The 18,306-nt window shown below is 64.7% G+C and carries 17 protein-coding genes; 6 read left to right on the top strand and 11 right to left on the bottom strand.

Annotated features, from left to right (window positions below; genetic code table 11):
• Nucleotides 1–32: 32 nt before the first annotated feature.
• The gene (locus tag ACFWCF_RS24490; protein WP_378567216.1) at nucleotides 33–965 is read right to left on the bottom strand and encodes a diiron oxygenase; all 933 of its coding nucleotides are present in this window, start codon (nucleotides 963–965) and stop codon (nucleotides 33–35) included.
• A 121-nt stretch (nucleotides 966–1,086) separates the two neighbouring features.
• Entirely contained in the window at nucleotides 1,087–2,565 is a 1,479-nt protein-coding gene (locus ACFWCF_RS24485; RefSeq protein ID WP_378567328.1) for an MFS transporter, read from the bottom strand.
• A gap of 158 nt (nucleotides 2,566–2,723) precedes the next feature.
• Between ACFWCF_RS24485 and ACFWCF_RS24480 the strand changes: the two genes are divergently transcribed.
• The gene (locus ACFWCF_RS24480; RefSeq protein ID WP_378567213.1) at nucleotides 2,724–3,374 is read left to right on the top strand and encodes a TetR/AcrR family transcriptional regulator; all 651 of its coding nucleotides are present in this window, start codon (nucleotides 2,724–2,726) and stop codon (nucleotides 3,372–3,374) included.
• A gap of 33 nt (nucleotides 3,375–3,407) precedes the next feature.
• Here the strand turns inward: ACFWCF_RS24480 and ACFWCF_RS24475 are convergent, their stop codons facing one another.
• Nucleotides 3,408–4,460: an adenylate/guanylate cyclase domain-containing protein gene (locus ACFWCF_RS24475; protein ID WP_378567210.1), complete on the bottom strand. Its 1,053-nt coding sequence runs from the start codon at nucleotides 4,458–4,460 to the stop codon at nucleotides 3,408–3,410.
• 141 nt (nucleotides 4,461–4,601) lie between these two features.
• Here ACFWCF_RS24475 and ACFWCF_RS24470 point away from each other — a divergent pair, with 141 nt between their 5' ends.
• Nucleotides 4,602–5,345, top strand: coding sequence for a DUF6319 family protein (locus tag ACFWCF_RS24470; protein ID WP_378567207.1), 744 nt, complete (start codon nucleotides 4,602–4,604; stop codon nucleotides 5,343–5,345).
• Between the two features lie 82 nt (nucleotides 5,346–5,427).
• Nucleotides 5,428–6,090 (top strand): serine protease, encoded by a 663-nt coding sequence (locus ACFWCF_RS24465; RefSeq protein WP_378567325.1) that lies wholly within the window; start codon nucleotides 5,428–5,430, stop codon nucleotides 6,088–6,090.
• 6 nt (nucleotides 6,091–6,096) lie between these two features.
• On the opposite strand, the gene ilvD is transcribed toward ACFWCF_RS24465, so the two are convergent.
• Together ilvD and ACFWCF_RS24455 are read right to left on the bottom strand one after the other, a co-directional pair.
• Entirely contained in the window at nucleotides 6,097–7,815 is a 1,719-nt protein-coding gene (gene ilvD / locus ACFWCF_RS24460) for a dihydroxy-acid dehydratase (RefSeq protein WP_378567204.1), read from the bottom strand.
• Between the two features lie 22 nt (nucleotides 7,816–7,837).
• Nucleotides 7,838–8,401 carry a TIGR03086 family metal-binding protein gene (locus ACFWCF_RS24455; protein ID WP_378567201.1) on the bottom strand — a complete coding sequence of 188 codons (564 nt, stop codon included), beginning with the start codon at nucleotides 8,399–8,401 and terminating at the stop codon, nucleotides 7,838–7,840.
• Nucleotides 8,402–8,517: 116 nt separating this feature from the next.
• On the opposite strand from ACFWCF_RS24455, the gene ACFWCF_RS24450 reads away from it, so the two are divergent.
• Genes ACFWCF_RS24450 through ACFWCF_RS24440 form a run of 3 tightly spaced genes read left to right on the top strand, consistent with a single transcriptional unit; the run spans nucleotide 8,518 to nucleotide 11,570 of the window.
• Nucleotides 8,518–9,513 carry an aldo/keto reductase gene (locus tag ACFWCF_RS24450; RefSeq protein ID WP_378567198.1) on the top strand — a complete coding sequence of 332 codons (996 nt, stop codon included), beginning with the start codon at nucleotides 8,518–8,520 and terminating at the stop codon, nucleotides 9,511–9,513.
• A 40-nt stretch (nucleotides 9,514–9,553) separates the two neighbouring features.
• The gene (locus tag ACFWCF_RS24445; protein ID WP_378567194.1) at nucleotides 9,554–10,894 is read left to right on the top strand and encodes a nitrate/nitrite transporter; all 1,341 of its coding nucleotides are present in this window, start codon (nucleotides 9,554–9,556) and stop codon (nucleotides 10,892–10,894) included.
• A complete protein-coding gene (locus ACFWCF_RS24440; RefSeq protein ID WP_054809722.1) occupies nucleotides 10,869–11,570 on the top strand; it encodes a GTP pyrophosphokinase in 702 nt (233 codons plus the stop codon). Before ACFWCF_RS24445 ends, ACFWCF_RS24440 begins: the two co-directional genes overlap by 26 nt.
• Nucleotides 11,571–11,575: 5 nt before the next feature.
• On the opposite strand, the gene ACFWCF_RS24435 is transcribed toward ACFWCF_RS24440, so the two are convergent.
• From ACFWCF_RS24435 to ACFWCF_RS24410, 6 genes are all read right to left on the bottom strand, one after another.
• On the bottom strand, nucleotides 11,576–14,050 hold the full coding sequence (locus ACFWCF_RS24435) for an ATP-dependent Clp protease ATP-binding subunit (protein WP_378567191.1): 2,475 nt from the start codon (nucleotides 14,048–14,050) through the stop codon (nucleotides 11,576–11,578).
• A gap of 369 nt (nucleotides 14,051–14,419) precedes the next feature.
• Nucleotides 14,420–14,992, bottom strand: coding sequence for a hypothetical protein (locus ACFWCF_RS24430; protein ID WP_378567188.1), 573 nt, complete (start codon nucleotides 14,990–14,992; stop codon nucleotides 14,420–14,422).
• 348 nt (nucleotides 14,993–15,340) lie between these two features.
• Nucleotides 15,341–15,901, bottom strand: coding sequence for an LpqN/LpqT family lipoprotein (locus ACFWCF_RS24425; RefSeq protein WP_378567185.1), 561 nt, complete (start codon nucleotides 15,899–15,901; stop codon nucleotides 15,341–15,343).
• On the bottom strand, nucleotides 15,898–16,878 hold the full coding sequence (locus tag ACFWCF_RS24420; protein WP_378567182.1) for a hypothetical protein: 981 nt from the start codon (nucleotides 16,876–16,878) through the stop codon (nucleotides 15,898–15,900). Before ACFWCF_RS24420 ends, ACFWCF_RS24425 begins: the two co-directional genes overlap by 4 nt.
• Nucleotides 16,863–17,870 (bottom strand): hypothetical protein, encoded by a 1,008-nt coding sequence (locus tag ACFWCF_RS24415; RefSeq protein ID WP_378567179.1) that lies wholly within the window; start codon nucleotides 17,868–17,870, stop codon nucleotides 16,863–16,865. The genes ACFWCF_RS24420 and ACFWCF_RS24415 overlap by 16 nt, the downstream gene beginning before the upstream one ends.
• On the bottom strand, nucleotides 17,867–18,166 hold the full coding sequence (locus tag ACFWCF_RS24410) for a hypothetical protein (RefSeq protein ID WP_378567176.1): 300 nt from the start codon (nucleotides 18,164–18,166) through the stop codon (nucleotides 17,867–17,869). Before ACFWCF_RS24410 ends, ACFWCF_RS24415 begins: the two co-directional genes overlap by 4 nt.
• Nucleotides 18,167–18,306: the final 140 nt, after the last annotated feature.

Genomic DNA, 18,306 nt, shown 5'->3' with positions numbered 1-18,306 from the left:
TCGCGTTCCGCTCAGTGGGTCGGTTTCTGCGGTCAGAGCAGATGAACCTTCTTGTAGAGGATCTTCGACGGGCCGCCGACGAGGCCGACGCTGTCGAGGAAGGTCATGAGCTTCGCGCCGGACTTGCGCACCTTGTCGTGATGGTGCTTGTTGCCCTTGGCTTCCGCGAGGGCGCGGTCGCGGTCGAGGCCGGCCTTGGAGTACACCGCGGGGTGAATCATGCTCTTGACGACGAAGTACACGACCACTGCGGTCTGGATGCGCTCGAATGCGAGACGCGCACGGCTCGCGCCGGTGAGTCGCCGAGTGACCTCCTCGCGAGCGAATCGGATGTGCCGGGCCTCTTCGAGGACGTGGATCCTGCTCACTGCGCGGGTGACCGGTTGCACGCGCTCGTCGCGCATGAAGTCGCGCTGCATCATGTCGAGGATCTCCTCGGCGGCCATGACCGACGCATAGGCGTTGGCGCCGCGGAAGTAGTGCCCCCACAGTCGTCCCAGCTGGTGGATGTACCTCGGGGGGCCGTAGCCGGGCGTGCCGAGACGTTCGCCGGCGCGCGCGAACATCACGGAGTGGCGGCACTCGTCGGCGACCTCGGTGAGCGCGAACTGCACGTGGCTCGAGTGCTTGTCGCGGTCGTATACGTCGCGCAGCAGCATCTGCATGAGCAGGACCTCGAACCACAGTCCGACGCCCGAGACGCTCGCGGCCTCGTGCTTGGTCAGGGCGATGCGCTGCTCATCGGTGAGCTCGTCCCACAGGGCGGTGCCGTAGAGCGTGCTCCACTCCGGCGTCATGCCGAATTTGTCGTCGGGGATCGGTGCGTCCCAGTCGACCTCGATGACCGGGTCGTACGACTTGCGGGCGGACGATGCGAGTAGGCGTCGCGCGGTGTCCTCGCGGTCGGAGATCGGGAGTCCGGGAACGAAACCCTTGCTGTTCTCGCGGGTGAGCGATGCGGTCATGCCTCCACCTTTAAGTGTGACGGTAAGTAACTGTTAACCCGAGACTACAGTGACGGCGCCCACGACACAACGCCCACCGCCGAAGTGGCGATGGGCGTTGTGAACCGACGAACCGGCGGGGTCAGGTGCGAGAGGGGGCCCAGAATGCCGCGGCGACCGCACCGACCAGCAGAATCGCCGCGAGTGCCCACGATGCTTGCTGCATGCCGACGAGGAATGCGTCGCGTGCGGGTGCGATGAGGGCGTCGCCTTGCGAACCGGCCTGTTCCGCGACCTGCAGAGCGGCGGCGAGCGAATCCTCCACAGCCCCTCGCGCCGGTTCCGGGAGCATCTGGGCAGTCGGTGCGATCTGGTTACCGTAGGCCGCCGCGAGAACGCTGCCTGCCGCGGCGACACCGATCGCGGCTCCGATCTCGCGCGTGGCGTCGTTGACGGCCGACGCGACACCCTGCTGGTCATCAGGTGTGTTCGTGACGATCGCGTGCGTCGCGGGCGCGGTGCAGAGTCCGAACCCGACGCCGGTCACCAGCATCGTCAATGCGGCATCGAGGTACGACGACTCTGCGTCGAGAATGCCGATGAAGATCATCGACACCCCGATCAGGCACAGTCCGAGACTGATGAGTATGCGCAGACTGATCCAGCGGAGCAGGGCAGGGACCGCGAAGGACAGGGCCATCACGACGAAGAAAATGGGTGTCAGCGCGACGGATGCCATCAGAGGTGAGTAGCCGAGAATGAGTTGGAAGTACTGCACGATCAGGAAGAACATCCCGAATCCGGCGAGGAACTGCAGATTCAGGCAGGCGGCACCCACGCTGAATGCGCGGTTCGTGAACAGGCGCATGTCGAGCAGTGGTTCGTGCGCGCGCAGTTCCGCGAACACGAACCCCACGGCGGCTGCGAGGCCCACCACGAGGGCACCGATGGTCACCGGGTCGAGCCAGCCGCGGTGAGGTCCCTCCATCACGCCGAGGACGAACAATCCGACGGCCGCGATAGCAAGAATGCTCCCGCCGAAGTCGAAGCGTCCGGGATTCTCCGCCCGCGACGACGGGATGGTCAGCGCCATCGCGACGAGTGCAACGGACGCGACCGCGAAACCACCGAAGATCAACTTCCACGAGGTGTATTCGAGGATGACCCCGGACACGATCATGCCGACGACTGCGCCGGAGGCGGCCACCCCCGCCCAGATGCCGATCGCGCGTGCACGGTGCTCCGGCGAGAATCCCGTCGTGATCAGTGACAACGTGGCCGGCATGACCAGTGCCGCGCCGATTCCGGCGACCCCGCGGGATGCGATCACCCACGTCGGCCCGTCGGTGATCAGCGGTAGCGCCGACCCCAGCCCGAACACCACCAGGCCGACGATGAGAATGCCGCGCCTGCCGAACCGGTCGCCGAGCGCGCCGGCAGGGAGCAGAAGGGCGGCGAGGGCGAGCGTGTAACCGTCGACGATCCAGGTCAGCTGGCTCTGTGTCGCTCCGGTGTCGACGGCGATGTCGGGCAACGCGGTGTTGAGTGCCGCCATCGCCGCGATCACCGCGGACACCGAAGCACATGCCACCGCGAGGAGCCACAGCTGCGACCAGTTCATGCGAGCGGCGGGAATGTCGGACTTCGGAGGTGCTGATGCTTCGGGCACGGTTGCCTTCCGAACGTGAAGGTGGATTTGTCGCCTTGCAAACGAGACTGCCGGTATCGTAACGGAACCGATGGTTCCACAACCAGGTCCCGGCGGAGACGAGAGAAACTGTGGGTGTGAGCGCGCACGAAGGTATCCAGACATCCCGAGAACCCGACCCCCGGAAGGCGCGGTCGCGAGCACGGCTGCTCGACGCTGCCACTGAGCTGCTCGCAACGGGGGGCGCCGACGCCGTCACGATCGACGCCGTGACCACCCGTGCAGGAGTGGGTCGTGCCACGCTGTACCGGCACTTCGCGAACGGAACCGAACTCGTCGCGGCCGCATTCGCGCGGCTGATCCCGCCGGCGCCACCCGTGCCGGAGAATGCCGACCTGCGCGAACAACTCGTCGAACTGCTCATCGGCCAGGCACGGATCGTCGAAGAAGTTCCCATTCCCCTCGCCGCGATGTGTTGGCTGGGCATGGGGCCGGAACTCATCCACGCGAGCCGCCCTGCCGACCCGGAAGCCCAGGAACGGCCCGAGCTGCAGTCGCTGCGCGAGCAACTCGTCGAGCGCTACCGCTCGTCGTTCGACCGTGTACTCGGTACGGAATCCGCGCGGGAGGATCTCGGCGAGTTCGACTACGATCTCGCTCTCATCCAGCTGGTCGGCCCGATCGTGTTCAATCGGCTCGTCACCCTGCCACCCATCGGCAGGCGGGCATGCGAGCAGATCGTCGACGATTTCCTCGCCGCCCGTCGCAGCGCACGCGGGTAGTGCGGCGGGATATTCGGTAACCGGGTCGCAGAGTCAGAGGGCCCAGCGTCGCTGATCCGGTGCCCGCAGAACGAACGGACGGGACCGGCGGAAGTCCTTGACCCTGAGCCTGCGCAGTGGCTGGATTCGGAACTCGTCCGGATCCAGCTCGGTGGCGAGCATCTCGTCCACCAGGATCGTGCCGGGCCGGGCTGCGCCCGTGAGACGAGCGGCGTTGTTGACGACGGAGCCGAACAGGTCGCCGAACCGTGCCAGCACCGGTCCCCACGCCAACCCCACCCGGAGTTCCGGGGTGTCCTTGCTCGCGCCGAACGTCGCCTGCAGTTCGAGTGCCATCCGCGCGCCGTCGGCCGGATCCTCGGCCGCGAACATCACTTCGTCGCCCACGGTCTTGATGACCCACCCGTGGTTCCCGACGATCGCCGCAGTGACCTCGGATTCGAAGTACTCGAGCAGTTCGTTCAGCTCGCCCGCGTCGATACGGCGGGTGAGCTGCGTGTAACCGACCATGTCGGCGAATCCGACCACGACCTCGCGAAGGGGGGCGTCGCCCTCCGGCCGCCAGACGGAACGTTCCGTGGTGCTGACGATATGGCGCCGCCAGATGTGGCTCTGCAGGGTCTCGGCTCGCATCGACAATTGCTGCACCAGAGCGTCGATGAGGTCGGGCATCTCCTCGGGCGACACATCGGAATGCTCCTCGACCAGGTTGTCGAAGAGATGGGTGTTGAACAGGGTCAGTTCCCACTCGGCGAGTCGCGAGATGGACTGGCCGAGCGACCGGGCTGCCGAGAGCTCGAGGTTCTCGTCGATCACGCCGCTGCCGACGATCGCCGCGATATCGCGAAGTGCACCGACGTCTCCGTCGGTGAACATTTCCGCGTCGGGCTCGGGATCGACGGTGAATCCCAACGCCTGCCACAGTCGCCGCACTCGTGCGGGGGCCATGCCTGCCATCGCGGCGACCTCGTCCACGGTGTAACGGCGTTCGCCCCCGAGCAGGCTGCGTTCGAGCTCCCGCTGGATGACAGAGAGCATGTCGGAGCCGGGACGCGATGGTTGTTCCGGCGAGTTCACATCCGCCATCTTTCCTTGTCGTGGTCAGGAGCACACGCCGGGTTCCCCTGTGACGAGACGACCACGGTCCGTCCGCGCGGACGGTGTGTCGTACAGGTGTGCGAGAGTGGGCGCCGTCGATCGCACAGTAGAGCCGAGAAAGGACGTGGCATGCCGCCCCGTAGACGTGCGGACCATCTGACCGACGAACAACTCGAGGAATTGAACTCCGCTCTCGCGGAGGGTCGCCGCGCCACGGTGTATCTCGTCGAGGGGATTTCCAGCCTGGGACTCGAGCCGGGTACGTCGGCGCGGGTCATCTCGATCGCGGGAACCACGGTCACCGTCCGACCGAAGGGTGTCAACGACGAGCTTCCCTTCGAAACCGACGAATTGCGTTTCACCCGGGAAGTAGCGACGAAGTCGTCGCCGAAGCCTGCTCCCGCGAAGGCACCCGTCGCGAGCAGAGCACCCGCCCCGAAAGCCCCCGCAGCTCCCGTCGCGAAAACCGAATCCGCACAGCCCGCCCCCCGGCAGGCAGCCAAGGAGAAGACCACAGTGACCTCCACCCCCGCAAACCCGCCGGCTGCCGCCGAGCCCGCCAAACCCAAGACACCCGCCAAGCGTGGCGCCAAGAAGCCGGCCTCCATCAGCATCACCGTCACGATCGACGCCGAGAGCGAATGGACGGTCAGTGTCGCGCAGGGCACGAGGAAGATCGGTAAGCCCGCGGCGGTCGCCCCCGATGCCGTCGAACGCGCAGTCAAGGAACTCGGCGACGAGACGGCGATCGAAGCGGTGCACTCGGTGATCGACGAGGCGCGCCGAACCGTGGAGGAACGCGTCGCACAGTTGAGCCGCGAACTCGACGAAGCCCGTAAGGCGCTCGAAAGCCTCGGCGCCAACCCCGCATAGTGCGTAAACCTCTAGTACTGTGACGGCGCTCTAGTACTCTGACCGCGGAGACGGTCGGGCCAGATCGCGTTGGAGGGGCATGATGTTCAGAAGACTTGCTGTGGTATTCGCAACCGCGATTGCCTTGGTCGGCAGCGGTGCGGCGGTGGCCACGGCAGCCCCTCCCGTTGTGCTCGGCGGCGGATCGGGCATCACGCTCGGCAACGGCGACGAGAACATGTACGACTGCACGCTCACCACTATCGGACACGATGCGGCCGGCCGGCTCGTCGGACTCACTGCCGCGCACTGCGGCGACCCGGGGATGACGGTCAAGTCCGAATACGACATCGCTGCCGGGACGGTGGGCCGCATCGTGTCGACCAACGAGACGCTCGACTACGCGGTCATCGAGTTCTACGGCGACAGGGTCACCCCGGTCAACCGCATCGGTAACGTCACCATCACCGGGCTCGGTTCACCCGCGGGCTTCCCCGACATCGCATGCAAGGAAGGCCGCACCACCGGCAACACCTGCGGCATCGTGTGGGGCGACGTCTTCGGCGTGCAGGAGACGTGGACGCAGGTCTGCGTCATCGAAGGCGATTCGGGTGCACCGCTCGTCGTCGGCACCACTCTCGTCGCGATGGTCAACGCCTACCTGCTGGCACCGTGCGTCGGTCCCGAGGTCGGCACCAACATCGACGTGATCATGGCCGACATCAATGCGCGCGGCGGCGCCGGAGCAGGTTTCCGGCCGATCTGATCGGATTCATCCGCACACAGCGCCTTGTGATGCGGACCCGACGAGTTTCGTGTACTTCGCCAGAACACCCTTGGTGTAGCGCGGCGGCAGTGGCTTCCAGCCCAGCCCCCGCGTCGCTATTTCAGCGTCGTCGACGAGCACCACGAGCAGACCGTTCGCGACATCGAGTTTGATCTGGTCGCCGTCGCGGATGAACGCGATGGGGCCACCGTCGACGGCCTCGGGCGCGACATGCCCGACACACAGACCGGTGGTGCCGCCGGAGAACCGTCCGTCGGTCAGCAACAGGACGTCCTTGCCGAGGCCCGCGCCCTTGATGGCGCCGGTGATCGCGAGCATCTCACGCATCCCCGGACCACCCTTCGGACCTTCGTACCGGATGACGACCACATCGCCCGCGGTGATGGTGCCGTCCTCGAGCGCATCCATCGCCGCACGCTCGCGTTCGAAGACCCGCGCGGTGCCCTCGAAGACGGACTCGTCGAAGCCCGCTGATTTCACCACCGCACCGCCCGGTGCAAGGGAGCCCCGCAGGATTGTGATGCCGCCGGTGGGATGGATCGGATCGTTCAGCGCGCGCAGCACCTTCCCGTCGGGGTCGGGCGGGGCGATCCCGGCGAGGTTCTCCGCGACCGTCGCGCCGGTGACGGTGAGGCAATCGCCGTGCACCAGACCGGCGTCGAGCAGAGCTTTCATGATCACCGGAACGCCGCCGATGTGGTCGACGTCCTTCATCACGTGTCGCCCGAACGGTTTGACGTCGGCGAGATGCGGGACGCGGGCGCCGACCCGCACGAAGTCGTCGAGCGTCAGGTCGACGTCGGCCTCGTGGGCGATCGCGAGCAGATGCAACACCGCGTTGGTGGATCCACCGAACGCCATCACCACCGCGATCGCGTTCTCGAAGGCCTCCTTGGTGAGGATGTCGGATGCGGTGATGCCGCGCCGCAGCATCTCGACGACGGCCTGCCCGCTGCGGCGTGCGAACCCGTCGCGACGGCGATCGGTGGCCGGGGGCGACGCGCTGCCCGGGAGCGACATACCGAGTGCTTCCGCAGCGCTGGCCATGGTGTTCGCCGTGTACATGCCGCCGCACGCGCCCTCACCGGGGCAGATCGCCCGTTCGATCGCGCCGAGATCCTCTTCGGACATCAATCCGCGCGCGCACGCACCGACGGCTTCGAACGCGTCGATGATCGTCACGTCGCGTTCGGTGCCGTCGGACAGCTTCGCGACGCCAGGGAGGATCGAACCCGCGTACAGGAACACCGACGCGAGGTCGAGGCGTGCGGCGGCCATCAGCATCCCGGGCAGCGACTTGTCGCACCCGGCGAGCAGCACCGATCCGTCGAGACGCTCTGCCTGCATGACCGTCTCCACACTGTCTGCGATCACCTCGCGGGAGACGAGCGAGAAATGCATGCCCTCGTGACCCATCGAGATGCCGTCGGAGACGGAGATGGTGCCGAACTCGAGCGGATATCCGCCGCCCGCGTGCACTCCGTCCTTCACTGACTGCGCAAGGCGGTCCAGCGACAGGTTGCAGGGAGTGATCTCGTTCCACGACGACGCCACACCGATCTGGGGCTTGGCCCAGTCGTCGTCGCCCATCCCAACGGCGCGCAGCATCCCGCGCGAGGCGGTCTTCTCCATGCCGTCGGTGACGTCGCGGCTGCGGGGCTTGATGTCGATGTCGGGTGTGCTCGAGGTGGGGCTGTCGGTCATTGAGTTCCTTGCTTTCGGGGGGTCACGGCTGTCGGGGATCGCGACCGGTGAGTGCGATCAACCGGTCCTGCACGGGAGCGTCGTCGGCTATCGGTACGGGAGGCGCGAACAATCCGCTCGATGCGAGCATCTCGCGCTGAGGTTGCAAGTCGGTCCACACAGCCTCTACCAGTCCGGGATGGAGACGGTCGCCGCCACCGACGGCGTGTGCCAGATCCCAGGTGTGCACGGTGATGTCTGCGACTTGTTGCTTGAGGTAGTCGAGGCACGGCACGGTGCCGTACGACAGGTGTACCGGCGCGTCGAGCGGGGTGGCGGCCCACGCTGCGGTGGCGTCTTCCGCGTACCGGTGCCACTCGGTGGCGAGGTCGTCGCGGATCGGTTCGAGTGTCGCTTCCGCGTCTGCGAGGGCGAGTCCTCCCAGAATGGGCGCGACCCACCGCTGTTCGTCGACCACGTGTCGTACGAGGTCGGCGACGTTCCATTCGGTGTCGGGAGTGGGGGCGGACCAGTCGGTGATGTGTGCGAGACGGGTGTCGAATTCGCGTCGGGCGGTGTGTTGAAGTTCAATCCAGTCGATCGCCATGAACCCAGCGTAGGCGCGGCGCAGTTTCGATCACTGTGATTCTCGAACCTGCGCGACGGGGCATTGTGCGAAAGGATCGTCGTGTTCCGTGTTCGCCTACTCGAGGAGAGTGCTCGATGCCCGTCCCCACCGTGGAGCTTGCACCCGGATTGACCGTCAGCGCTCAGGGCTACGGCGCCATGTCCGTCGCCCCGGTCTACGGCGCGGTCGATCTCGACGAGGCCCTCGCGACGCTGCACCACGCGGTCGACATCGGTGTCACGTTCATCGACACAGCGAACATCTACGGCAGCGGCACGAGTGAGCAGGTTGTCGGGAAGCTCCTCGGTGAGCGGCGCGACGAGGTGCAACTCGCCACGAAGTTCGGTCTCGTCGGAGGCCTCGGGAATGGCAACCGGGCGATCAACGGGCGCCCCGACTACGTGCACGAGGCCATCGACGAGTCTCTGCAGCGGCTCGGTGTGGACGTGGTGGATCTGTACTACCTGCACCGCGTCGACCCCGAGGTTCCGATCGAGGAGACCGTCGGCGCGATGGCCGAGCTCGTGAAGGCCGGGAAGGTGCGCCACCTCGGTCTGTCGGAAGCAACCGGCGACGAGCTGCGCCGCGCGCACGCCGTGCATCCGATCGCCGCGATCCAGTCGGAGTGGAGCATCATCTCGCGCGATGTGGAACGCAACGTGGTGCCGACTGCTGCCGAGCTCGGGATCGGCTTCGTTCCGTTCTCGCCGGTCAGCCGAGGTTTGTTGACCGATGCGTTCGATCCGGGGCGGATGGGCGACGGCGACCTGCGTCACCGGTTCCCGCGTTTCGGCGCAGACGCGCTTCCCGCGAACCTGGAGGTGCGTGCGAGGGTGCGCGCGGTCGCCGATGAGGCCGACGCGACAGTCGCGCAGGTTGCTCTGGCGTGGCTCGATGCGAAGGCTCGCGCGTTCGGTCTGCCGTCGGTGTCGATCCCCGGTACCCGGTTCGCTGCGCGTGTCACCGAGAACGCGGGCGCTGTCGACGTGACGTTGTCGGACGAGCAGGTTGCGCGTCTCGACGCCCTTGCAGGTGAGGTGGTCGGTGAGCGGGCCTCGGATCCGACCTGGGTGTCGCTCGGTCGCGAGTAGTTACCTGATCTAACGAAATCCGGCGTATCGTGTGTATCTCATGAGGTCATGGCTGGTCTGGGGTGTCGGTGTCTTCGCCTACCTGGTCGCCGTCCTTCATCGCACGACCTTCGGCGTTTCGGGCCTGGCCGCGACCGAGCGTTTCGACATCGCCCCGTCCGTGTTGTCCGGGTTCGTGGTGCTGCAGCTCATCGTGTACGCGGGCATGCAGATTCCGGCCGGGGTCCTGCTCGACCGGTTCGGCTCACGCAAGATGATCGCACTGGGTGCCGTCATCATGGCGGTGGCCCAACTCGTGCTCGCGACCACCGACTCGCTGCCGATCGCGTACGCGGGTCGTGTGTTCGTCGGAGTGGGCGACGCACTGACGTTCGTCTCGGTGCTGCGGCTCGTCCCGGTGTGGTTCGCTCCGCGCAGGGTTCCGGTGGTGTCGCAGTTGACAGGCATCCTCGGCCAGCTCGGGCAGGTGCTGTCGGCCGTGCCGTTCGTGCTCATCCTGTCCGGCCAGGGCTGGACAGCTGCGTACGCCAGTGCCGCGGCATTGGGAATCCTTGCATGTGTCCTGGCGGTCGGGATCATCCGGGACACTCCGTCCGGGGAACGGATGGAGGTCCCGCCCGCGGGGTTGCGCAACGTGCTCGGCCAGATCGGTGTCGTATGGCGCCGGCCGGGGACGCGGCTCGGGTTCTTCACACACATGGGCACCCAGTTCTCGGTGACCACATTCGCGTTGATGTGGGGTGTGCCGTACCTCGAATCCGCGCAGGGGCTCTCGCCTGCGGCTGCCGGTTCGATGCTCACGGTGTCGGTGGCCACCGCGATCGCTGCCGGCCCGATTCTCGGTGTCCTCACCGGGCGCTACCCGAACCACCGATCCTGGCTCGTGCTGTCGATCATCGTGGCGTGCGCGACCGCCTGGACGGTAGTGCTCTCCTTGCCCGGTCCCGCACCGATCTGGCTGCTGGTCCTGCTCATCATCGTGATCTCCGTCGGAGGCCCGGGGTCGATGGTCGGCTTCGATTACGCGCGCACCTTCAACCCGACCACCGCGCTCGGCACCGCTCAAGGCATCGTCAACATCGGTGGCTTCCTTGCGACGTTGCTGGTCGTCCAGACGATGGGTGTCCTACTCGACAGTTTCGGCGGTTACGGCTTCGACTCGTTCCGGGTTGCCTGGCTCGCGCAGTACCCGATCTGGGTTATCGCGCTGGTAGGAGTGCTGATCACCAGAAAAAAGGCACGTCGCGAAGCAGGTGTGCATCCGCGCACTTTGCGGCAGATCCTGAGTGCGAGGAACGAGCCTCCTCGAGAGAAGCTGGCAGACTCGGTGGTGGAACACATCGAGGAGGAACCGAGTGACAACGACGGTGGACGACCCTGAACAGGGTGTACCCCTACCTGACGAACCCGAGGACATCTCCTCATCGCTGCCGGTCCCGCTTCGGGATCTGAAGAGCGACCTCACTCGATTTCTGATGGTCTACAAGTTCGGCATCGACGAGATGATGACCAAGATCAACATCTTGCGCGACGAGTTCACCTATGCCCGCGACTACAACCCGATCGAGCACGTCAAGTCGCGTCTCAAGTCGCCCGAGTCGATCATTGCGAAGGCTCGCCGGAAGGGGTCGCCGCAGACGATCGAGGGTGTTCGCGAATATGTCCGCGACATCGCCGGTATCCGCATCACGTGCAGCTTCACCTCCGACGTCTACCGCATCATGGACATGATCACGCGCCAGGGCGACGTCACCGTTGTCGAGATCGAGGACTACATCGCCGAGCCCAAACCGAACGGGTATCGCAGCGTCCACGTCATCGTCGAGATTCCCGTGTTCATGTCGGACAGGGTCGAGTCCGTGTATGTCGAACTCCAGATCCGCACGGTCGCGATGGACTTCTGGGCGAGCCTCGAGCACAAGATCTACTACAAGCACGACCGCGCGGTGCCGGACGAACTACGCGAAGAGCTCCGTATCGCCGCCGAGACGGCCCGCGACCTCGACCTGAAGATGGAAGCACTTCACGGCCGAGTGCACGGGGCGCGCGAGGACTGAGGCGTTCACTCCTCCGGCGCCGAGCCGTCGCCGGGGCCCGCGGCGTCATCATCCTTTCCGGCGACCGTCTCGATGATGAGACCGTCGGTACCGGCGTCGATGCGCACCGTGTCTCCCGCACCGAGCGTTCCCGCAAGCAGCAGGTTCGACAGCCTGTTGTCGAGTTCCTTCTGGACGGTCCGCCGCAACGGGCGGGCACCGAACTCCGGTGCGAACCCGGTATCCACCAGCCAGTCGACCGCGCTCTCGGTGATTTCCAGATCGATGTCCTGTCCTCGCAACCGTCGCCGGGTCCCGTTGAGGATCAAGTCGACTATCTCGCGCAGCTGTTCCTTGTCGAGTCGATGGAACACCACCGTCTCATCGATACGGTTGAGGAACTCGGGCCGGAAATGGGAGTGCAGTCGCTCCATCAACTTCGGGGTCAGGGTCTCGATGTCGCCGCTGGTGTCGGCAAGAATGAGGTCGGACCCGATGTTGCTGGTGAGGATGACGATGGTGTTCTTGAAATCCACCGTGCGGCCTTGCGCGTCGGTGACATGGCCGTCGTCGAGGAGCTGAAGAAGCACGTTGAACACATCGGTGTGCGCCTTCTCGATCTCGTCGAACAGGATCACCGAGTACGGCTGACGGCGAACCTTGTCCGTGAGTTGCCCGGCCTCTTCGTACCCGACGTAGCCCGGGGGAGCTCCGACCAGACGGGAGACGGTGTGCTTCTCCTGGAATTCGCTCATATCGAAGCGAATCATCCGGTCCTCATCACCGAATACGGCCGCAGCAAGCGCCTTCGCGAGTTCGGTCTTGCCGACCCCGGTAGGGCCGAGGAACAGGAACGATCCGATCGGCCTGTTCGGGTCGGACAGACCTGCGCGCGCCCTCCGCACCGCTTCGGCCACTGCTGTGACTGCTTGCTCCTGCCCGACCACGCGAGCGTGGAGTACGCCCTCGAGGTCCAGAAGCCGTTGGCGTTCTTCGGCCGTCAGTTCGGAGACCGGGATGCCTGTCTGTCGGGAGATCACTTCGGCAATGTCGACGACCTCGACCTGCGGCGTCGACACTGAGCCGCTCGCGCCGACGCGCTCTTCGAGGGCTGCGATCTCGTCCTTCAACTCGCCGGCTTTGGCGTAGTCCTCAGCCGCGACCGCGGTGTCCTTCTCGCGCTCGAGGCGCGCCAGTTCGTCCTCCTGTGAACGAGTATCCGCGTCCGGAGTCTTGGTTCGCAGCCTTACACGTGCGCCCGCCTGGTCGACCAGGTCGATCGCCTTGTCTGGCATGAACCGGTCCGTGATGTACCGATCGGACAGCTCCGCAGCGGCCACCAGCGCTTCGTCCGTGTAGTGCACCTGGTGGTGTTCTTCGTAGACATCGATCAAGCCGCGCAGAATTTCGATGGTGTCGTCGACCGAAGGCTCGGACACCATCACCGGCTGGAACCGCCGTTCGAGCGCCGCGTCCTTCTCGATGTAGCGACGGTATTCGTCGATCGTGGTCGCGCCGACCGCGTGCAACTCGCCGCGCGCGAGGGCCGGCTTGAGGAGATTGCCGGCATCCATCGAGCCTTCGCCGCCACTGCCCGCGCCGACGATCGTGTGCAACTCGTCTATGAAGAGGATCAACTCGTCGGAATGTTCGCGAACCTCGTCGAGGATCTTCGTCAACCGCTCCTCGAACTCGCCGCGATACTTGCTCCCCGCGACCAGCGAACCGACGTCGAGAGCTACGACGCGTCGATCGGCCAGCGTCGACGGTACGTCTCCGTTGACGATTCGCTGCGCCAAACCCTCCACGATCGCGGTTTTGCCCACGCCGGGATCACCGATCAGGACCGGATTGTTCTTTCGCCGACGGGAGAGGATCTCGATGGTCTGCGCGATCTCGTCTGCGCGCCCGACCACAGGGTCCACGTTGCCCGCGCGAGCTTCTGCGGTCAGATCTCTGCCGTACTCGTCGAGTGTGGGCGTCGTGCTCTGTGATGTGTCGCGGCGACCGCCGGTATCGAGCTTGGCGCCCGCCAGCGCGTGAGCAGCCGGGTTCTCGCTGTTCGCGGCAATGCCGTAGAGGATGTGTTCGGGACCTATGTAGCTGATGCCGGACTGTCCGGCCTGCTGCTGGGCGACTCTCAGGGCACGTTTGGTCGCAGGACTGAGCGTGACCTGCTCACCGTCGCTGCCTTCGCCTTCGTCTCCGGCAAGGGAGCGCATCTGCTCTGCGACCGCATCGGGATCCAGACCCAGACCACTGATCACGCCGCGAGTCGGGTCGTTGAGTGTGGCGGCATACAGAAGATGTTCGGGGGTCAGCTCCGCACTGCCCCACTCCGTGGCTGCCTTCCTGGCCTCGGAGACCAATTGTTTCGCATCGTCGTTGAGCAACCGGCTCAGATCCACCCGTTGCACCTGCGGTTGACGGAGTCCGCCGGAGCTGAAGAAGCGGTCGAAGATATCGTCGAAAGGATCGCGAGAAAGCCAGTTGTCGGTCATTGTCACTCCACGGGGTTGACCCTGAATATCGGTTTCCGCAGGAGGTGCAGCACGCACCCACGTTGCGGCACAAATCATTTGCGGAGACATACTCCGCCGCGCCGGCAACAGATACGTGCCGACCAATGAGTTCGATCGTAGCCTCCGAACCTACGATTTGTGTGCGGGTCGGCGAATCGGGTCGAGTCTTTCGGGTAGCGGTCGGACGCTGACACAACAGCTTCGGACAAATGCTGACACAACAGATTCGGACAAATGCAGCGACTTCCGATCGTATCCGTCTGTCCTAGGTGTATCCGGTCACGCGGCAGAGTTCTGCGGCCCCTGGCGGACCAACTGCGACAGTGACTCGAATGCGCCGATCTCGAACTACCACCGGGTCTTCACTCCGCGTGCTGCTCGGAAGCGATCGCGCAGCGGGAGGGGGCGGAGAAGTTCGACGGCATCGCGCTGGCCGACGAGGTGCCGATCTTCCGGCCGAATGTGCAATCGACGGATCAGCTCGATGAGCATGTTGGGTTCTGCGACGAGTGCATACGCACTGATGGCCACCTCGTTCTCCTCGTCGAACGGCACAAGCTTCACGGTGGGTACCGGGCCGGGCACGCGGAGTCGGATCATCGGATTGCAGATGGTGGGGCCCTTTGTGTGGACGAGGAAGACGTCGGCAGCGACATCCTCGATGTCGTCCCACTTCACGAAGGTGTCGTACTTGTGCAACCGGAGCCTGCGGATCGTCACGCGACGTCGGATTCCGTCCTCGTACACCTGCAGCACGGTGGTGCCTCGGATCCTCAGTGGAAGCAGTGCGATCACCAGTGTCGAGACGGCGGTCAAGGCGATGAACGGAACATGCTCAGCCACTTCGTCGCGCGGAATCAAGACTGCGTCCGCGTGTGTCACCACGGCGTAGATCATGACAGCGCCGGTTGGTGTCACCAATGCTGCAATCGCACAGGCCGATAGGAGCGTTGTGCTCCCCGTGGGTATTTCGATGCCGCGACCGTACTCGGTATCCGTGTGCGTTGTGATCCGGCGGCTCAGTCCCATAGAAGAGAAGCCGGAGTACTCGAATAGCCACAGTGATATCAACGCGAAGAGAATGGTGTTGGTGATTGTCAACCACCGGATTCCGATATCGTCGTCCGAAAGCGATTCGGGTACGTGGTATGCGAGGAAGAGGAAACTGCAAGTGAATGCCGAGCCTGCCGCAAAACTGAAGGGGCGGAAGCGCTGAGGCCAGGTGGGGATGGGTATGGCCTCGGTATGAACCGTGTCGTATCCGGGCATCTATCGGTCCGCTCGGCGAGGCATATCCAGCACGACTGTCAACCCGTTGTGAATAGTCGATGTATCGGAGGCCGGTCTCGCTTCGGGGTGAGCGTGGGTGGTTACCGTCAGCTGGGTCAAGTACCGGTCGTATTCGGCGTCGACGACGAGAAATCGAGTTGTCGCGTCGAACCAGGCATCGTCGACGTGGTAGATGCCTCGCGTGACAACCGAGCGATGGGAATCGAAGTCGTCAGTGTCACAGTGAAGTTCGGACCAATCGGGAAGTGACCGACATTCGGATGCGGCGATACGGAGGAGCTCGTCGGTGGGGCGCCAACGTGAGAGACGGCCATGGAGCAGCACCGCGTTGGGTGTCCATTCGTTTTCCGTATCTTCGGGTGCGACGAGGACCGCGTATGCGTGGGGGAACACTTTGTTGGGAACAGGGATCCACCCGGCCGGAGTCGGGATCGTGGCATGCGGGTGCCCGGTCCCGTCGGGGGTGCAGGCGATGAGCTCGACTTCGTGACTCTCGAGGTATGTGCGGAGGGTTCTCGGGGCTGAATCCGGTGGACTCATGACGTCGGCTCCGTGGATCGGGAGACTCGGAAACGTTCGAGCAACGGGGGTGGTCGCAGGAGTTCAACCGAGTCAACGTCGCTCAGAAGGTGTCGCTGGTCTGGGTTCTCCTGCAAGAAGCGAAGCAACCCGTAGACAGTATTCGGCTCCCCGATGAGGCGATACGTGGGGACGTCGAGTTCGCTCGTCTTTTCTCCTGTTCGAGTGTCGACGATCACACCGCCGATTCTGATCACCGGGTGGCCGGTGGGGGATTTGCTGTTCGGGCCGGAATAGAGGGCCGGGGTGATCGATTCGATGTGATCCCACTCGATGACCTGCTCGGTTGTACTCGTGAAGAAGGGAATGTGGCGACGCACAGCGAGGTAAATCCCGTTGGGGTAGATCTCGAGGGAAGTCGGCGTTCGGATGATCAGAGAGAGGATGAAGAGGGTGAGTGAGAATATTCCGAGAACAGTGGCACCCACCGGCCCACCGATGCGTAGGAACACCTCGTCCAGCAAGCTGAGGTCGCCCTGGTCCTCATGGGGTGGCAGTAGAGCGGGAAGCGCGGCAACGGGGAGGCTGCTCAGTAGGAGGACCATGAGTAGATCTCGCTTGTGAGGGACAAGGATGCCCATTCCGTGGCCTCTGTTCTGGTTCCGGGATATTCGGCGGGGAACAGTGAGGTGGCGGAGCCCGCCTTGTGTGAGTGCGATTCCAGCAATCGTCGAAATCAGGAGGGTGAAGCCCGAGAATCCGATAGCGGTGTCGAGTTCGTTTCTCTGAACACCTTCCACTGTGAAGTGGATGAATACTGCTGCGAACGGGATTACAACAATGGCGGCGATGAGTTTCGTTCCTTCGAGGCGTTGCGGCCACGGCGCTTCGTATGAGGAGCGAATACGGTCACTGATCGAATGGGACGGGTTTCGGGACATTTCACTCCTGAACTCGTTTGAACATGATGCCGGGTACTGGTTCAATCCCAAGCCCATTGAAGAAACTTAGAAACGCCGACGGAGGTTGCTGCACCAATTGCAGTACCGACCACCAGTCCGACAGCCGTTCCCAGGCCCGGTACGACCGATCCCACCGCGCTGCCGGTTGCAGCTGCACCCGCAACTGAGCCCAGGGTCGACCCAAGGGCAAGACCTGCTGCCGCGCCGGTGGATTCAGTTAGAACCGCTTGGGTCGGGTCCATACCCCCTTCGATATCGTTGGAGATCGCTGGGATCACTCCCAGGGCGGCGCCAGCGGGACCGAGGCGCCCGGCGATACCACGCGCAAGGTCGTCACCAGTGGATAGCGCTGCAGCCTTCAGCCCCTCCTTGGTCGAGTCGGCCATGAATCCGATGGTGGAGGCCGCGGCCGTGGCAGACCAGTCCGGAACCCATGAGTGCGTGCCATCGTTGGATCGGACGATTTCACCCGGTGTTGCTGCCTTGGCGGCGTCCTCCAACACCGCGATTGCGTTGTTGATGCGACCCGTTATGTCGTTGGCGGCTGCCGTGGCTTGCTGGAGTGCGTCGACCAGCGCGACACTCAGTTCGGCGGCCTGGCGTTCGAGTTGGAGTGCTGCGGTGTCGTAGGTCGCGCCGGACGGCAGCAGTATGCGAAGTAGTGCGATCTGGCTCGCTGCGTCGACGATTCCGTTGTCGTGCACCATGAACGATTGAGATTCGGCCGCCTGCACCAGCCCGACCACGTGCATCCGGGCGCCTTCGATGATCGGCGCGCTGATGCGGTAGGCGTCGGCGACCTGCAGGAGCGCTCCGGCGATGGCGCTGCCGAGTGAGCGTTCCCGGACGACGCGGAGGGCGGCAGCGTTGGCGGCGTCGCCTTTCCACTGCTCGGCGAGGGCGTCCTGATCGTTGAGCAGGCCCTTCATTCGGTCGTCGAGTTCGTCGACGAGCGCGTCGAGAGCGCCGGCAGTTGCCCGCAGGGCGTCAGGATTCCAGGACTTGACGGCGGAGACGCCAGGACTCACCGGGGTAGACCCATCGCAGTGAGTGCTGCGACGAAGTCGGTCTCGGCGATCTCGTAGTCGTCTGCCGCACCGTTCGAGATGTCGGTGACTTCGAGGAGGCGCTGGCGGATGTTGGCCAGCGCTTGTGCCGTAGCGAGGTGCCCGCGCGCACCCGTGTCGCTGAAACCGGTTCCGGGGAGTGCTGAGTGCGAGTGCGTGTATGGAGCGCCGATATCCCATTCCCCGATGGCGTCGGCTGCGCTACTGACGGATGCGGCGAACGCACGAAGCGCGTGCGGATCTACTTTCAACGTCACGACTGTCCCCCCGACAGAATCCCCCGATGTGTCCGGGCGTGACGATAGCCTCGATCTTTCGTGCGGGTGACGCGCCGGCCTGAGCAGTTCGGACTGGGTGTGGAAACCGCGGATCCGGTGTGCGGCCACGATCGACTACC

The organism is Rhodococcus sp. NPDC060090, assembly GCF_042729855.1.
In the GTDB taxonomy this organism is placed as follows: Bacteria; Actinomycetota; Actinomycetes; order Mycobacteriales; family Mycobacteriaceae; genus Rhodococcus.
The sequence above is the reverse complement of the archived record's forward strand: the minus strand, read 5'-3'. Positions and strand labels throughout refer to the sequence as shown.

What these genes read in the sequence shown, in the direction of transcription:
- ACFWCF_RS24420 (WP_378567182.1), bottom strand. Translation starts at nt 16,878, where the DNA reads ATGGGCTTGGGATTGAACCAGTACCCGGCATCATGTTCAAACGAGTTC.
- ACFWCF_RS24435 (WP_378567191.1), bottom strand. Translation starts at nt 14,050, where the DNA reads ATGACCGACAACTGGCTTTCTCGCGATCCTTTCGACGATATCTTCGAC.
- ACFWCF_RS24445 (WP_378567194.1), top strand. Translation starts at nt 9,554, where the DNA reads ATGAGGTCATGGCTGGTCTGGGGTGTCGGTGTCTTCGCCTACCTGGTC.
- ACFWCF_RS24490 (WP_378567216.1), bottom strand. Translation starts at nt 965, where the DNA reads ATGACCGCATCGCTCACCCGCGAGAACAGCAAGGGTTTCGTTCCCGGA.
- ACFWCF_RS24455 (WP_378567201.1), bottom strand. Translation starts at nt 8,401, where the DNA reads ATGGCGATCGACTGGATTGAACTTCAACACACCGCCCGACGCGAATTC.
- ACFWCF_RS24470 (WP_378567207.1), top strand. Translation starts at nt 4,602, where the DNA reads ATGCCGCCCCGTAGACGTGCGGACCATCTGACCGACGAACAACTCGAG.
- ACFWCF_RS24465 (WP_378567325.1), top strand. Translation starts at nt 5,428, where the DNA reads ATGTTCAGAAGACTTGCTGTGGTATTCGCAACCGCGATTGCCTTGGTC.
- ACFWCF_RS24475 (WP_378567210.1), bottom strand. Translation starts at nt 4,460, where the DNA reads ATGGCGGATGTGAACTCGCCGGAACAACCATCGCGTCCCGGCTCCGAC.
- ACFWCF_RS24485 (WP_378567328.1), bottom strand. Translation starts at nt 2,565, where the DNA reads ATGAACTGGTCGCAGCTGTGGCTCCTCGCGGTGGCATGTGCTTCGGTG.
- ilvD (WP_378567204.1), bottom strand. Translation starts at nt 7,815, where the DNA reads ATGACCGACAGCCCCACCTCGAGCACACCCGACATCGACATCAAGCCC.
- ACFWCF_RS24425 (WP_378567185.1), bottom strand. Translation starts at nt 15,901, where the DNA reads ATGAGTCCACCGGATTCAGCCCCGAGAACCCTCCGCACATACCTCGAG.
- ACFWCF_RS24450 (WP_378567198.1), top strand. Translation starts at nt 8,518, where the DNA reads ATGCCCGTCCCCACCGTGGAGCTTGCACCCGGATTGACCGTCAGCGCT.